Origin of the sequence: Magnetospirillum moscoviense (assembly GCF_001650635.1) — a bacterium.
Lineage (GTDB): Bacteria > Pseudomonadota > Alphaproteobacteria > Rhodospirillales > Magnetospirillaceae > Magnetospirillum > Magnetospirillum moscoviense.
Genome location: NZ_LWQU01000196.1, coordinates 20574 through 35751 on the forward strand (window position 1 = coordinate 20574; position 15178 = coordinate 35751).

Consider the following 15178-nt stretch of genomic DNA (forward strand, 5'->3'; position numbering starts at 1 on the left):
TTTCCCTCATCCCTCCAGCAAGGTCTTGACGATCAGGCCCATGCGGCTGCCGGCCGAGCCCTTGACCATCACCACGTCTCCGGCCTTGACCAGGCCCTTGATCAGCGGCGCCAATTCGGCCGAGGACGCGGCGGTGGGGCCGCGCTTGTCCTCGGGCAGGGCGTCGGACAGGTGGCGCATCAAGGGACCGGCGCAGGCGACCAGATCGATGTTCCAGGTGGCGACCGCCCCTGCCAGGTTGGCGTGCAGATCGGGCCCGGATCCGCCCAGTTCCAGCATGTCGCCCAGGATGGCGATGCGGCGCGCCCCCTTGGCCGGGCGGGCGGCGGCGAGCGTCGAGATCGCCGCCTTCATCGAGACCGGGCTGGCATTGTAGGATTCGTCGATCAGCTCGAAATTGCCGGCGCCGATGGCGACGACGTGGCGTTCGCCCCGGCCCTTGGGGGCCTTCATGGCGGCAAGGGACTGGGCGGCTTCCAGCGGGTCGGCGCTTAGCGCCTTCACCGCCAGCAGCACCGCCAGCGAGTTCATGCCCCAATGCAGGCCGGGCACGCCGACGCGGTAAGCCACCGGGTGGTCGTCCAGCAGGGCGAAGATCGCCGTCTCGTCGGGATCGACGGCGCAATCCAGCAGGCGGGCGTCGGCATCGATATGGCTGCCGAAGGTGCGGATGGTGATGTTGCCGGCGGCCTTGGCCAGGCGGCGGAAATGGCGGTTGTCGCGGTTCAGAATGGCGATGCCGCCGGGCTCGATCCCAGAAAAGATTTCCGCCTTGGCGTCGGCGATGTCCTCGGTCGAGGCGAAGAAGGCCGAATGCACCGCCTCGACAGTGGTGATGATGGCCACATGCGGGCGGACCATGGCGACCAGCGGGGTGATCTCGCCGGGATGGTTCATGCCCAATTCGAACACCGCATAGCGGGCGTCGCGCGGCATGCGGGCCAGGGACAGCGGCACGCCCCAATGATTGTTGAAACTGCCGACCGACCAGTGGGTCTTGCCCTGGGGCGACAGCGCCAGGGCCAGCATTTCCTTGGTGCCGGTCTTGCCGACCGAGCCGGTCACCGCGCAGATCGAGGCGGCCGAGCGGGCGCGCGCGGCCCGGCCCAGGTCGCGCAAGCCCTCCATGGTGTCGTTGACCACCACCAGCGGCAGATCGTCGCAGCCTTCGGGGATTCGGTGGACCAGGGCGGCGGCGGCGCCGGCCGCGATGGCGGCCTTGACGTGGTCGTGGCCGTCATGGTTGGGGCCGGCCAGCGCGATGAACAGATCGGCCTTGGCGATGGTGCGCGAATCGATCGACACGCCGCAGGCCTCCCAGGCGGGGCCATGGGCTGTGCCGTTGGTGGCGGCCTTGACCTCGGCCGAGCTCCACAGCGTCATGGGGCCCTCCTGTCCAGGGCGGCCCGGCATTCGGTGGCATCGTCGAAGGGCAGGATTTCGGTGCCCACGATCTGGCCCTGTTCGTGGCCCTTGCCGGCCACCACCAGCACGTCGCCCGCTTCCATGCCGGCGATGGCGGCGCGGATGGCTGCGCGGCGGTCGGCGATTTCCACCGCGTCGGGGCAGGCGGCCAGGATGGCGGCGCGAATGGGGGCGGCGGCCTCGGTCCGGGGATTGTCGTCGGTGATGATGACGCGATCGGCCAGACGGGCGGCGATCGCCCCCATCTGCGGCCGCTTGCCGGGGTCGCGGTCGCCGCCGCAGCCGAACACCACCACCAGTCGGCCATGGGCGTGGGGGCGCAGCGCATTCAGCACGGTTTCCAGGGCGTCGGGGGTGTGGGCGTAATCGACGAAGATCGAGGGCGCCACCGGCTGCAAGCGCCCCGGCACCCCGTCCAGGCCTTCCAGGGCGGCCGTGGCGGCGGCGGCATCGGCGCCGCAGGCGATGACCAGGCCCAGGGCGGCCAGGGCGTTGGCGGCCTGGAAGGTGCCGGCCAGCTTCAGATGGATGCGGGCGGGGCGGCCCAGGATGTCGAGATCCAGGACCTGGCCGTCGGGGGCGGCATGGGCCGCCTTCAGGCGCAGATCGGCGCCATGGACGCCATAGGCCAGGATCGGCTGGCCCCGGCCCTTGGCGGCCTTCAGGAACAGGTCGGCGACCGGAGAATCGGCGTTGACGATCGCCGTACCGGTGGCCGGCAGCAATTCGGTGAACAGGCGCAGCTTGGCGGCGCCGTACTCCTCCATGGTGCCGTGATAATCCAGATGGTCGCGGGTCAGGTTGGTGAAGGCGGCGGCCTCGAGCCGGACGCCGTCCAGGCGGAACTGGGCCAGGCCGTGGCTGGACGCCTCCATGCAGGCATGGGTGATGCCGTGGTCGGCCAGGCCCGCCAGGGTGGTGTGCAGGTCGGCCGGGTCGGGGGTGGTCAGGCTGCCTTCATGGGGCCAATCCTCGGCGATCACCCCCAGGGTGCCCAGGGCGGCGGCCCGGTGGCCCAGCGCGCGCCACAATTGGCGGGCGAAATTGGCGGTCGAGGTCTTGCCGTTGGTGCCGGTGACGGCGGCCATGTGGGCCGGCTGGCGGCCGTGGAAGGCGGCCGCCGCCAGGGCGAAGGCGCGGCGCGGCTCGGGCTGGGTCACCAGCACGGCGCCTGCGGGGGCGGGGGTACCTTCGGGGGCCAGGATCGCCACCGCGCCGGCGGCGACGGCGCGGTCGATGAAGGCGCGGCCGTCGGCCTTGGTGCCGGGCAGGGCGGCGAACAGGAAGCCGGGCGCGACTTTCCGGGAATCGGCGGTCAGGCCGGTGATGGTGGGGTTGGCGCCGGTCCAACCGGCGATCAGGTCAGCGAGTTGCGGCAAGATCGCCCCTCCCGTGGCCGGGCGTGGCGGGGCGGGCGGCGATGGTCGGCTCGGGCGCGGCCTTGGGCGCGATGCCCATCATCGGCGCCAGTTGGGCGATGATGCGACCGGCGGCCGGGGCCGCCGTCCAGCCGGCGGTGATGAAGCCATAGGTTTCCTTGGTGCCCTGCGGCTCGTCGATCATGGCGACAACCACATAGCGGGGCGCGTCCATCGGGAAGGCGGCAACGAAGGACGACAACACCGCCTTCTTCTTGTAACCGCCATGGGCGGCCTTCTCGGCGGTGCCGGTCTTGCCCCCGACGTCGTAGCCCGCCACCTCGGCCTTCTTGCCGGTGCCGTCGGTCACCACCATGCGCATCAGCGCGCGCATCTGGTCCGAGGTGCGCTGCTTCAGCACCCGTTCGCCGGGGATGGCGCGGCCGTCGCCGGCGGCCAGCAAGGTGGCGGGGCGGAAGATGCCGCCATTGACCAGGGCCGCCGCGCCGGAAACCAGTTGGATCGGCGTCACCGACAGGCCGTGGCCGAAGGCGATGGTGATGGTGTTGATCTCGCGCCACGGGCTGGGAACCATCGGGGCGCCGACCTCGGGCAGTTCGATGGTGGGCGTCTGCAGCATGCCGATGCGGCCCATGAACGAGCGCTGGAAGTCGGTGCCGGCTTCCAGCGCCATGCGGGCCGAGCCGATGTTGGACGAATGGACCAGGATTTCCGGCACGGTCATCCAGCGGTTCAGGGCATGGTCGTCGTGGATTTCGTGGCTGCCGTACTTCAGCGGGCGGGTGGCGTCGAAGCTGGAATTCAGGTTGACCCGGCCGCTTTCCAGCGCCATCGCCGTGTTGAACAGCTTGAAGGTCGAGCCCATCTCGTAGGCGCCCTTGGTAGCGCGGTTGAACAGGGCGTCGTTGGCCCCGGCCGGCGGGTCGTTGGGGTCGAAATCGGGCAGGCTGACCATCGCCAGCATCTCGCCGGTATGGATGTCCATCACCATGCCGGTGGCACCCAGGGCGCGGAAGGTCTCGACCGACTTTTGCAGTTCGTTCCTGACCAGGGTCTGGACGCGGATGTCCAGGGCCAGCCGCACCGGCTCGGCACTGGAACGCAGGCCGGCATCAAAGCGCTTCTCGATGCCGGCGATGCCCTTGTTGTCGATGTCGGTCATGCCGACGGCGTGGGCGACCAGCGAGCCGTGCGGATAGACCCGGCGCTCGCCCTTCTCGAAGTAAAGGCCGGGAATCCCCAGGGCGTTGACGTCGTATTGCTGCCGCGGCGTCAGGTTGCGGCGCAGATAGGCGAAGGTCTTGCCGTTGCCCAGCCGGGCGCGGACTTCCGCCTTGTCCAGGTCGGGCAGCACGCGGGCCAGCTTGTCGACCGCTTCCTGGGCGTCGGGCACTTCGTGCGGGCGGGCGTACAGCGACACGGTGGGCAGGCTGGTGGCCAGGATGATGCCGTTGCGGTCGACGATGTCGCCGCGTTCCATCTCGACGCCGTCAATGCGGGCGTGGGGCAGCGCACGCGGGCGGGCCGGATTGGAATCCAGCACGGCGACATCGACCATGCGCGCGCCGATGACGCCGAAGATGACGGTGAAGACGGCGACGGTGGCCACCAGACGGCCACGGCTGGTTTCCAGGGCGCGCATGCGAACGCCGTCCAGATACAAAGCGGCGGGACCGTTTTGAAGGTCCTCGCCGGCATGCATCAGGGGCGTGGGGGGCTTGCGCGGGAACAGGCTCATCGCAGCCCTCCCGGTCCATCGGGGGTTTGGGCCAGGGCGGGCGACTGGATGATGATGGTGCGGCCGGGCGGCTGGGGCGCCGGTCGGGGCGGCTGCGGCGCCGGCGCCAACGCCGGCGAGGCGGCCAGGACCGACGGGGCCGGGACCGAGGGGGGCGGCGAAACCGGGGCGGCGGGCTTGGCGTCGGCGGGCTTGACCGGCTCGGCCTTGGGGGCCGGGCGTGTCTGTTCGCTCTTGACCGACGGGACCGGGACGGGCTTGGGGGCGGCCAGGGCGGCGGTGGCGGTCGGCTCCTTGCGGGCCGGGGTCAGCGAGGTGATCTGGCTGGGCGCCATCACCCGCATGGACAGGAACTTCTCGGACAGCTGGCGCAGGCGGGCCGGGTCGTTCAGATAGCTCCATTCCGCCTTCAGGACGTGGATTTCTTCCTGGTTGCGCTGGATCTCGCGGTTCAGCTCGGCCAGGCGGGCTTCCTGGTCGCGGACCTCGTGCTTGACGAAGAACAGGCCGACGCCCAGAACACCGGCGATGGCGGCCAGCAACAGGCTGGTTCCCAATCCCTTGATCATGCGTCGCCTCCTTCCCAGGCCGGGGCACCGGTCCGGATGGCGGCCCGCAGCTTGGCCGAGCGCGAGCGCGGGTTGCGCGCCTGTTCGGCCGGGCCGGCGGCAACCGCCTTGCGGGTCAGCAGGGTGAAGGTGGGGGCAGGCCCGGCGGCCTGCATCGGCAGGTGGCGCGACGCCCCTTCGACCGCGCCCGAGCGGCGCTTCATGAAGGTCTTGACCGCGCGGTCCTCGAGCGAATGGAAGGTCACCACCGCCAGGCGCCCGCCCGGGGCCAGCAGCCGTTCGGCGGCGGCCAGGCCGCGGCTCAGTTCGCCCAGCTCGTCGTTGACGTGGATGCGCAAAGCCTGAAAGGTGCGCGTCGCCGGGTCGATGGTGTCGTTGCCCTTGCGCACGGTCCGGCGCACCACCTCGGCCAGGTCCGAGGTGCGCTCGAACCGCTTGTCGGCGCGGGCGGCGACGATGGCGCGGGCGACCCGGCGGGCGTGCCGTTCCTCGCCCAGATGAAAGATGATGTCGGCCAGCTCGCCTTCCGAGGCATTGTTGACCACGTCGGCGGCCGACGGGCCGGCCTGCTCCATCCGCATGTCCAGCGGACCGTCCTTGGCGAACGAGAAGCCGCGCTGTGCCTGGTCGATCTGCATCGACGACACCCCGATATCCAGGGCGATGCCATCGACCGAGCCGATCCCATGCTCGGCCAGCAGGCGGTCCATGTCGCCGTAGCGGCCGGCCAGCACGGTCAGGCGGCCGCTGGCCGCCTCGGGCAGGGCGCGGCCGTTGGCGACGGCGTCGGGGTCGCGGTCGATACCGATCACCCGGGCGGCCCCTTGCGCCAACAGGGCGCGGGAATAGCCGCCGGCCCCGAAGGTGCCATCGACGAACAGGCCGCCATTCAGCGGGGCCAGGCTGGCCAGCACCTCGTCCAGCAGGACCGGGATGTGGGGGGGGGATTCCGAGGGGATGGATTCCGAGTCTGGGTGGGGAGCGGGGGCGGTCATCGCGGCTCCTGCGACGGAGCCTTGGGCCTCAAGGGCAGGGTGGGGCGATTGGCCAGGGCGCGGGCGCGGATTTCCGCCTCGGCCGCGCGGTAGCTTTCGGGTTCCCAGATCTGGAAGGTCTGGCCCTTGCCGACGAAGGCGGCGGCCTCGGTGATGCCGGCATGGGCCATCACATCCTCGGGCAGCAGGATGCGGCCCTCTGGGTCCCAGGCCAGCTGGCGGGCGTCGGCGAAGATCAGGGCCGACAGATCGTCATGTTCGGGCGAGAAGGCGTCGAGGTTCTGGGCGCTGTCGGACAGCCGCTCCATGAAGTCCATGCCGCAGCCTTCGATGCAGGCATGGGCGAACGAGCGATAGGCGATGATCCCCTGGAAGGGCTGGACGGACAAGGTCGCGCGGAAGCTCGCCGGGACCGATACCCGGCCCTTGCGGTCAACCTTGTTCACGAATGTGGAGAGGAAAAGCCCCATCCCCCAGTCCGCCTACCGAAAAGCCCGTTACCCCAAAACCCCCCACCGAATGCGCGCACTTCCCCTGGAAGCGCCATGCGATGGGTGAAAATGGGATATCATGGGTAATCATGGGCGTCAATGGTATTGACTAGTAAAAATCTGGGCCGAGCCGCCTGTTTGCAAATTGACGACAAATTTACCAAAGTACTCGAAGAATGCGCCTTAATTCATTGAAAAATATGATGTTTTTCCGTCGCGCCGAAATTGGCGCGCGACAACCGGCCGGCGGGGCGCGGGCCAGGGCTGGGGGGTGGGCGCCGATGGCGCCGCATGGGATGGTATGGGTGGAAAATCGAGAAATTTGCGCCAGACGGCCTGTAAGCCGGGTTCTGTTCCAGGCTGGGCCTGGTGACGACCATTCATCTGGGATGCCCGTTGCCGGACACCTCTCGCGACCGACCCGGGCGGCTACGCGGAAGCGCGTTTCGTTCCTACGGGAAAACCCGCAGAAAACCGCCGCCCCTATTTGGTCTTGCTCCCGGTGGGGTTTGCCGTGCCGGCCCTGTTGCCAGGTCCGCGGTGCGCTCTTACCGCACCCTTTCACCCTTACCCGTCCGAAGGCGGGCGGTTTGCTTTCTGTGGCACTTTCCCTAGGGTCGCCCCCGCCGGACGTTATCCGGCACCGTACTTCCGTGGAGCCCGGACTTTCCTCTCTTCACCGGGGTGAAAAGCGGCCGTCCGGCCGTCTGGCGCGCCCGCACAGTGCACCGATGGCGGTGTCGGCGTCAAGGGGGTGACTGGATGGTGTAACCCGAGACTAATATAAATAATAAAAGTGACGTTTACTTTAAAGGCGCGCAATGCGCCGAGAACTACATATGGTTAACCTGATTTTGACAAACATTAAAAGACGATTTACCAATATTTCTTTGGCATTAACCGGTTGTGAGTAGGCAAAGCAAAAGGGCCGAGGCCATTTCTGGCCCCGACCCCCGGTCGGGAATGCGCAAGAAAGGCGGTCAGCCGAACAATTTGTCGATGTCGTCCTGGCTGATGCCCTGGTTTTCCAATGCCGGGCCGTTCAGCAACTTGGCGTCGTTGTCGCTGATCTCGGGGGCCTGCTTGGGCACGATCTCGGCGATGTTGTCGGGGCCCCAGATGTCGATCATGTTGGTGATCTTGCCCTCGACGAACTTCAGGGTACGGACCACCTTCGAGATGCGCTGGCCGGTAATGTCCTGGAAGTTGCAGGCTTCGAACAGGGTGATGACGGTTTCCGAGATGTCGTCGGCCAGGCGCTTGACGTAGGCGTCGCCGTGCGATTCGATCTCGCGGGCCAGGGCGTCGATCTTCTCGGCCCCTTCCAGGATCGAGTTGGTGGCACCCTCGGTGGCGTTGACGATGGCGTCCAGCTCGAAGGTGACGGTCATCAGCCGGTCGTCGTCGCTGTCCTTGGGCTTCAGCGCGGCGATTTCCTGCTTGGTCTGCTCGATACAGACGGCCAGGGCGCGCAGCTCGGTCTTCAGCATCGACACTTCGGCCTGACGCTGGTGGACCACTTCCTCCATGCTCGCCACCTGGGCGGCGACCGGCGGCGGCTCCTCGCCCTTGATCAGGTGCTCGAGGACCTTGATTTCGTTACGGACTTCCTGCAGCGCCTTCAGGACCTCGTTGTTCGAGGCCCCCATCAGCTGCGGCGTCGCGTCGCCCTTGCCCGACATCGCCTTCAGGCGCTGGATCTCGGCTGTGAACAGCTTGCGTTCGGTCATCATGCCTGAAAGAACCTCCCCCCCTAATCACGTTGTCCAGCCATTGGCTGGTCCGCCCACCGCGCCGTCTTGTTCCTGCGCGGCCTCCACCCAGGGGCCATATGCTTTATCATCTTCCAGAATATGGTCGGTCAACCAATTCTTAAGCAGCGACTGGACGTCGGTGCTGAGAGCGTCGCGTTCTCCGGCCCGCCAGCGCTCGCAGATCTGCGTCACCTTCTTTTCCAGATCGTGATGGAGCTGCTCGTGCTGCTCGGCCAGGGGATAGTTGGCCCGGCGCATGATCGCCTCCTCGCGGCGGAAGTGATGCTCGGCATATTCGGCCAGAACCTTCAGCACGCTGCCCACCACCTCGCGGCTCTGGTCGGTGTCGGTGGCGTCGTTCAGCTGCGCCAGCAGGCTGAAGATGATGCGGTGATCGGAATCGAGGATGGCGCTGCCCACGCTGTAAGCCTCGTCCCATGTCAGCATCGCCATCGTCGGCCTTCCCCGTCCCGTGCCCTGAGCCAAAATGCTACAACGCCAACCTTGGGCGCACAACCTGTCGTCGGGATGGTATGCTGGGGCTGGAACCCATTCATTACGGGGCAGTGTCGTGACCCGCTTGCGCTTGGCCACCTTCAACCTGGAAAATCTGGACGACCGCCCCGGGGCAGGCGACTTCGCCGACCGCGTCCGGGTGTTGGCGCCGCAACTCCAGCGGCTGCGCGCCGACGTCTTGTGCCTGCAAGAGATCAACGCCCATGCGCTGACCAAGCACGGCCCGCGCGAGGTGTCGGCGCTGGATCGGTTGGTGGCCGGCAGCGATTACGAACACCGCCACCGCGTCGTCTCGCTCAGCCGTGGCGGCGTCCGTCCGGCGGACCGCCACAATCTGGTGGTGCTCTCTCGGCTGCCGGTGCTGGAACATTCCCAGGTCTGGCACGATCTGGTGCCGCCGCCCAGCTATCGGCCGGTCACCGCCCAGCCGCGCCCCGATCTGCCCGAGGCGGTGGAATGGGATCGGCCGATCCTGCATGTGGTCCTGGATGCCGGCGGCGGCCAGCGGCTGCATGTGGTCAACGTCCATCTGCGGGCACCGCGCGCGGCCTGGCTGCCCGGCCAGAAGGACGGCCACGGCCGCTGGAACAGCATCGGCGGTTGGGCCGAGGGATTCTTCCTGGCCGACATCAAGCGGGCCGGCCAGGCGCTGGAAGCGCGCCTGCTGGTCGAACGCATCCTGGATTCCGAGCCCGACGCCCTGATCGCCGTTCTGGGCGATTTCAACGCCGGTGACCACGAGGCGCCGGTCCGCACCATCCGCGGCGACGAGGACGACACCGGCAACGGCCATCTGGGGCCGCGCGTGCTGGTGCCGGTCGAACGTTCGATCCCGGAAAGCCAGCGCTTTTCGGTGATCCATCGCGGACGGCGCATCCTGCTGGACCATATCCTGGTGTCGCGCCTCCTGCTGGGCAGCTTCCGCGCCGCCGAGCTGCACAACGAGACCCTGGGCGACGAGTTGATCTCGCCGGCGCTGGTGTGGGCCAGCCCGGAAAGCTATCACGCGCCGCTGGTGGCGGAATTCAGCCTCCGACCATCTCGATGAAGACGCCGTGCGCTTCCGACGGCGGGATGCGGATGGTGCCCTCGCTGTCGCGCGAGAAGCTGACCTTGTTGCGGGCCAGCAGTTCGGCGGCGCGGCCGGTATCGGCGACCTGAAGGGCCAGCGCCACCAAGGCCGGCGCCGGCGGCAATTCGTCCAGCTCGGCCTCGGGATGCAGCTGGGTGACGTCGTCGGGGGGCGTCAGGAACACCAGACCGCGCCCGGTATGGACGGTGACGGTGGTGTCGGTCAGCACCGACGAATGCGGGCCGAACACCTTGTCCCATGACGCGGTCAGCGCCGCCGGCTCGTCGATGATGGCGGTGATGGCGGCGATGCCGAAGGCGCCGTTGGGATGGGCCATCCATTCGGGGAAGCGTTCGCGCTCGGCGGTGATGTGCTGGACCAGGCGGCTGCGCACCCCGGGCGTGGCCTCGGCCGGCAGCAGCGTTTCCGAGAACATCAAGGTCGCCGTCCCCTTGGGGGTCTCGAGCTTGCGCGACAGCGAGGCGGGATCGGGAACGTCCAGGCCGGCGCGGCGCAGGCTTTCAATGGCCGCCGCGCCATTGTCGGAGCCGATGGCGATGCCGATCAGGCCTTCGTGCTGGGCGGTGTAGGCGCGCAAGGACTCAGCCTCGGAGCCGGCCCCTTCGGCGGCTTGCAGGGCGATGTAATCCTGGCCGAACATGATGCAATGGTTGGCGGTGCCCCATTCGGAATGGACACCCTTGGGCGTCAGCGTGAAGCCCAGCCGGGCGAAGGTCTCGGCGGCCTGGTTCAGGTCGCGCACGGCGATGACGGCGTGATCAAGTCCACGAATGTAATTGGCCATCGGTCCCTCACAGCGTTCGAGCAGCGGGGAAGGGTGACACCCGACCGGGGGGGTGAGTCAACACCCGAACGGTCGGTTCAGGATGATTCCATATTGCGCGAAGCGCATGCCCGTGCCGGGCCGGCTCAAGCGCCGCCGGGCTTGGCACTGTGCCATAAAGCCCGAGCGGCGATTGAGCCGCCCGGCTACGGGCATGCGCCTCGCGCTAATGACTCATCAGGACGGGGACGGTCATGTGACGGAGCAGATGCCGGGTGGCGCCGCCCATCACCAGCTCGCGCAGGCGCGAGCGGCCATAGGCGCCCATCACCAGCAGATCGACATCCTCGTCGGCGGCGCGCGACAGCAGCATCTCGCCGATATTCAGGTCCTCGGACCGGATATGCTCGCACACCGCGTTGGCGCCGTGGCGCGACAGGTGCAGGCAGATATCGGCGCCGGGCACGTCGCCATGGCCGGCCATGCCGCCGGTGGGGTTGACGGCGATGACGTGGGCCAGCTTGGCCCGGGTCAGGATCGGCAGGGCATCGTGCACCGCCCGCGTCGCCTCGCGTGAGCCGTTCCACGCCACCAGGATGCGTTCGCCGATGATGTCGAAGCGGCCGGCATAGGGCACCACCAGCACCGGACGGCCGACCTCCAGGATCAGCGAATCGGCCAGGCCGGGGCCGTCCTCGCCGGGCAGGGACTGGCCGACCACCGTCAGGTCGACATAGCGCGCGTGCAGCGCCACCGTGCTTTCCAGCGGCCCGTCGACGTCGCGCCACTCGGTGGTGACGCCGTAATCGGGCTGGATGCGGTCGAAGATGGCGCGGGCCTCGCGGGCGGCCTCGGCATTGTGCTCGTCCTCGATCTTGTCGAGGATCGAGCCGTACTGGGCGGCGATATATTGCGGCAGATGCTGGCGGTGGCGCACGTTCAGCGCGATCAGGTGGGCCTGGTGGTCCTTGGCCAGGCGGGCCGCCAAACCCAGACGCACGCCGCATTGCGGCGAGTTGTCGACGTGAACCAGGATATCCTTGAAGGCCATGACTGCCATCCTGTCAGCTGATTGATTGCCCCGATGATAGAGCATCGGAACTGGTCGGACCAGTGACCTGCAAGCAGCCCTGAATCGACAAAAGCGCCCGCTTGCCCTTTCCAACGGCCTGCGGTGGCCCCACCTGTTGCATCAGTGGGTCCATGGTCGCGGGGAAGTGTATCATCGATGTTCGGTATCGTGCGCGCCCCAGAAATCGATCGCCCCGGCCAGGTATGGTTCAACGTCGACCGTCCGCTGTCGCTGGCCGACCTGAAGGGCCGCATGGTGGTGCTGGATTTCTGGACCTTCTGCTGCGTCAATTGCCTGCACACCCTGCCGACGCTGCAGGTGCTGGAACAGGCCTTTCCCGACCGGCTGGTGGTGATCGGCATCCACAGCCCGAAATTCGACCATGAATGCCAGCCGGCGGCGGTGGCGGCGGCGATCGACCGCTTGGGCGTCACCCATCCGGTGGTCCACGACCCGCATCTGATCCTGTGGGAGGAATATTGCGTCCAGGCCTGGCCGACCCTGGTGCTGATCTCGCCCGACGGCCACGTCATCGGCCAACTGGCCGGCGAGCCCCATCCCGACATGCTGCTGAAGGGGTTAAGCGACATGCTGTCGCGTCAGCCGGTGCACAGTGCTGCCGGGGCGCTGCCGATTCGCCCGGCTTTGGCCGGCGGCGGCCGCCTGCGGTTTCCCGGCAAGATCAAGCATTGCCCGGGTGCCGACGGGCAAAAGCAGTGGGCGGTGGCCGATGCCGGCCATCATCAGATCGTGCTGTTCGATGATGACGGCCGCGAATTGCGGCGCTGGGGCAGCGGCGAGGCCGGCTATGCCGACGGATTGGTCGCCAGTTTCGACGGCCCCGAGGGGCTGGCCTGCGATGCCGACGCCATCTATGTCGCCGACACCCGCAACCATGCCATCCGCCGCATCGACCGCGCCAGCGACGCCGTCAGCACCCTGGCCGGCTTCGGCTGTCGCGGCGGTTTCCTGGAATTGCCGGCGCCGGGGGGCGATACCGCGCTGGCCTCGCCGTGGGACCTGGAACTGGTCGGCCGCCAATTGTTTTTCGCCAATGCCGGCAGCCACCAGTTGGGCTGCCTGGACCTTGACAGCGGCGATGTCCGATTGGTCGCCGGCAGCGGCGACGAAGACATCGAGGACGGCCCGGCCCAACAGGCCCGGCTGGCCCAACCCTCGGGCCTGGCGGTGAATGCCGGTGGCGACGGGCTTTATTTCGCCGACAGCGAGACCTCGGCGATCCGCCATCTGTGCCTGAAATCGGGCGAGGTCAGCACCCTGGCCGGGGCCGGCCTGTTCGATTTCGGCCATCTGAACGGCGCCTTGGTCGATGCGCGGTTCCAGCATCCGTTGGCGGTGGCGACGGCGCCGGGGATGATCTATGTCGCCGACAGCTATAACGGGGTGATCCGCGCCATCGACCTGGATCGGGCGGTGGTCACCGATCTCGACGGCCCGCCGGCCTTGAGCGAGCCGGCCGGCATCGCCGCCGACGGGATCGGCCGCTTGCTGGTGTGCGACACCAACCAGCACCGCATCCTGGAAATCGACGCCGCCACCCATCAGTCGCGCATCTGGGCCTAGGGTGAACCTCTCTTGCGCGGGGTTCTGAACTGCCGCTACCATCGCAGGCCATGGGTTTCGGGGGCTTGAATGGCAGCAAAATCGCGTTCGGACATCATCGGGGATGTCGAAGACTTCGTCGATCGCAACGGCGGCAACTTCGCCGACTTCTTCGTCGGCGTCACCGGCGCCCCCAAGCAGATGCTGTTTTCCCAGCACAAGCTGAAGGACAAGGGCGACGCCTGGATTTCAAGGCTGGCCAAGGACGAGTTGGACGCCCACGACGTCGTCGAGTATTTCCGCTCCACCCGTGGCGCCAAGTCGCGCAAGAAAGAGGTGGTCGATACCGACCTTTACGTCTACGCCTTCAAGATCAAGCCCCACACCCGGACCTGACATGAGCCGCACCGCCGATTCCGACCTCGCCCACCTGTTCCATCCCTATACCAACCTGGTCAAGCACCCCGAGACCGGGCCGCTGGTGATCACCCGCGGCCAGGGGGTGCGGGTCTATGACGAGGCCGGCAAGGACTATATCGAGGGGCTGGCCGGCCTGTGGTGCACGGCGCTGGGCTGGGGCGAGGAACGCCTGGTCGAGGCCGCCGCCCGCCAGATGCGCGAGCTGCCCTTCTATCACCTATTTTCCAGCCGCACCCATCCGCCGGCGGTGCAATTGGCCGAGATGCTGGCGGCCCAGGTGCCGATCGACGATGCCCGCGTGTTGTTCGCCTGTTCGGGCTCGGAATCCAACGACACCGCCATCAAGCTGATCTGGTACCGCAACAACGCCCTGGGCCGGCCCGACAAGAAGAAGATCATCGCCCGCGAGCGCGCCTATCACGGTGTTACCGTGGCCACCGCCTCGCTGACCGGGCTGGTCAACAACCAGCGCTCGTTCGACGTTCCCATCGACCGCATCTTCCATACCGGCTGTCCCCATTACTGGCGCTACGGCGAAAAAGGCGAAAGCGAAGAGCAGTTCGCCACCCGCCGGGCCGAGGAACTGGAAAAGCTGATCCTGGCCGAGGGCCCGGATACCGTCGCCGCCTTCTTCGCCGAGCCGGTGATGGGCGCGGGCGGCGTCATCGTGCCGCCGGCCACCTATTTCGCCAAGATCCAGGCGGTGTTGAAGAAGTACGACGTGCTGCTGGTCGCCGACGAGGTGATCACCGGGTTCGGCCGCACCGGCAACATGTTCGGCTGCGACACCTTCGGCATCCGCCCCGACATGATGACGGTCGCCAAGGGGTTGTCGTCGGGCTATCTGCCGATTTCGGCGCTGATCGTCTCGGGGGAAGTGTTCGGCCCGATCGCCGAGGAAGCCGGCCGCATCGGCGTGTTCGGCCACGGTTTCACCTATGGCGGCCATCCGGTGTCGGCGGCCGTCGCGGTCGAGACGCTGAAGATCTATGCCGAGCGCGACATCCTGGGTCATGTGGCCAAAGTCGGCCCGGTCCTGCAACGCGGACTGGCCGCGTTGCAGCAGCACCCCCTGGTCGGCGAGGCCCGGGGCGTCGGCCTGATCGGCGCCGTCGAGCTGGTGGCCGACAAGGACAGCCGCACCGCCTTCGATCCCAAACTGGCGGTCGGACCCAGGGTGGTGGCCAAGGCGCAGGCACACGGGGTGATCTTGCGGGCGATGGGCGACGCGGTGGCCTTCGCGCCGCCCCTGATCATCTCCGAAGCGGAAATCCTAGACATGCTGGGCCGCTTCCGCCGCGCCCTTGACGAAGCTCATGGAGAGCTGGTGGGGGCAGGGGCAGTCTGACCCCACACCTGAAAGGGTTGGGGAGATTACGGGCAAGTTAGTTGCACCATGA

General features: G+C 67.7%; 14 protein-coding genes and 1 other RNA gene. 4 read left to right on the forward strand and 11 right to left on the reverse strand.

Annotated features, from left to right (window positions below; translation table 11 throughout):
- Positions 1-6: 6 nt before the first annotated feature.
- From A6A05_RS18590 to A6A05_RS18630, 9 genes are all read right to left on the reverse strand, one after another.
- A complete protein-coding gene (locus tag A6A05_RS18590) occupies positions 7-1383 on the reverse strand; it encodes a UDP-N-acetylmuramoylalanyl-D-glutamyl-2,6-diaminopimelate--D-alanyl-D-alanine ligase (RefSeq protein ID WP_068504577.1) in 1377 nt (458 codons plus the stop codon).
- Positions 1380-2804 carry a UDP-N-acetylmuramoyl-L-alanyl-D-glutamate--2,6-diaminopimelate ligase gene (locus A6A05_RS18595; RefSeq protein WP_068504477.1) on the reverse strand — a complete coding sequence of 475 codons (1425 nt, stop codon included), beginning with the start codon at positions 2802-2804 and terminating at the stop codon, positions 1380-1382. Before A6A05_RS18595 ends, A6A05_RS18590 begins: the two co-directional genes overlap by 4 nt.
- Positions 2788-4542 (reverse strand): peptidoglycan D,D-transpeptidase FtsI family protein, encoded by a 1755-nt coding sequence (locus A6A05_RS18600; protein WP_068504479.1) that lies wholly within the window; start codon positions 4540-4542, stop codon positions 2788-2790. Before A6A05_RS18600 ends, A6A05_RS18595 begins: the two co-directional genes overlap by 17 nt.
- Positions 4539-5111 carry a cell division protein FtsL gene (gene ftsL, locus A6A05_RS18605; protein ID WP_068504481.1) on the reverse strand — a complete coding sequence of 191 codons (573 nt, stop codon included), beginning with the start codon at positions 5109-5111 and terminating at the stop codon, positions 4539-4541. Before ftsL ends, A6A05_RS18600 begins: the two co-directional genes overlap by 4 nt.
- Entirely contained in the window at positions 5108-6106 is a 999-nt protein-coding gene (rsmH, locus tag A6A05_RS18610) for a 16S rRNA (cytosine(1402)-N(4))-methyltransferase RsmH (protein ID WP_068504483.1), read from the reverse strand. Before rsmH ends, ftsL begins: the two co-directional genes overlap by 4 nt.
- Positions 6103-6576: a division/cell wall cluster transcriptional repressor MraZ gene (gene mraZ, locus A6A05_RS18615; RefSeq protein WP_068504485.1), complete on the reverse strand. Its 474-nt coding sequence runs from the start codon at positions 6574-6576 to the stop codon at positions 6103-6105. Before mraZ ends, rsmH begins: the two co-directional genes overlap by 4 nt.
- A gap of 344 nt (positions 6577-6920) precedes the next feature.
- Positions 6921-7308, reverse strand: an RNA gene (gene rnpB, locus A6A05_RS18620) — RNase P RNA component class A.
- 269 nt (positions 7309-7577) lie between these two features.
- Positions 7578-8330, reverse strand: coding sequence for a protein phosphatase CheZ (locus A6A05_RS18625; RefSeq protein WP_068504487.1), 753 nt, complete (start codon positions 8328-8330; stop codon positions 7578-7580).
- 24 nt (positions 8331-8354) lie between these two features.
- Entirely contained in the window at positions 8355-8804 is a 450-nt protein-coding gene (locus tag A6A05_RS18630) for a bacteriohemerythrin (RefSeq protein WP_068504489.1), read from the reverse strand.
- A gap of 118 nt (positions 8805-8922) precedes the next feature.
- Here A6A05_RS18630 and A6A05_RS18635 point away from each other — a divergent pair, with 118 nt between their 5' ends.
- Positions 8923-9915: an endonuclease/exonuclease/phosphatase family protein gene (locus A6A05_RS18635; protein ID WP_245644371.1), complete on the forward strand. Its 993-nt coding sequence runs from the start codon at positions 8923-8925 to the stop codon at positions 9913-9915.
- On the opposite strand, the gene A6A05_RS18640 is transcribed toward A6A05_RS18635, so the two are convergent.
- Together A6A05_RS18640 and A6A05_RS18645 are read right to left on the reverse strand one after the other, a co-directional pair.
- A complete protein-coding gene (locus A6A05_RS18640) occupies positions 9893-10744 on the reverse strand; it encodes a VOC family protein (protein WP_068504490.1) in 852 nt (283 codons plus the stop codon). The genes A6A05_RS18635 and A6A05_RS18640 overlap by 23 nt on opposite strands.
- Before the next feature lie 205 nt (positions 10745-10949).
- On the reverse strand, positions 10950-11774 hold the full coding sequence (locus A6A05_RS18645; RefSeq protein ID WP_068504492.1) for a universal stress protein: 825 nt from the start codon (positions 11772-11774) through the stop codon (positions 10950-10952).
- Between the two features lie 177 nt (positions 11775-11951).
- Here A6A05_RS18645 and A6A05_RS18650 point away from each other — a divergent pair, with 177 nt between their 5' ends.
- The 3 genes from A6A05_RS18650 (at position 11952) to A6A05_RS18660 (ending at position 15126) form a co-directional block, all read left to right on the forward strand.
- A complete protein-coding gene (locus tag A6A05_RS18650; protein ID WP_068504494.1) occupies positions 11952-13379 on the forward strand; it encodes a thioredoxin-like domain-containing protein in 1428 nt (475 codons plus the stop codon).
- Positions 13380-13448: 69 nt separating this feature from the next.
- A complete protein-coding gene (locus tag A6A05_RS18655; protein WP_068504496.1) occupies positions 13449-13754 on the forward strand; it encodes a hypothetical protein in 306 nt (101 codons plus the stop codon).
- Between the two features lies 1 nt (position 13755).
- Positions 13756-15126, forward strand: coding sequence for an aspartate aminotransferase family protein (locus tag A6A05_RS18660; protein ID WP_068504497.1), 1371 nt, complete (start codon positions 13756-13758; stop codon positions 15124-15126).
- Positions 15127-15178 lie beyond the last annotated feature (52 nt).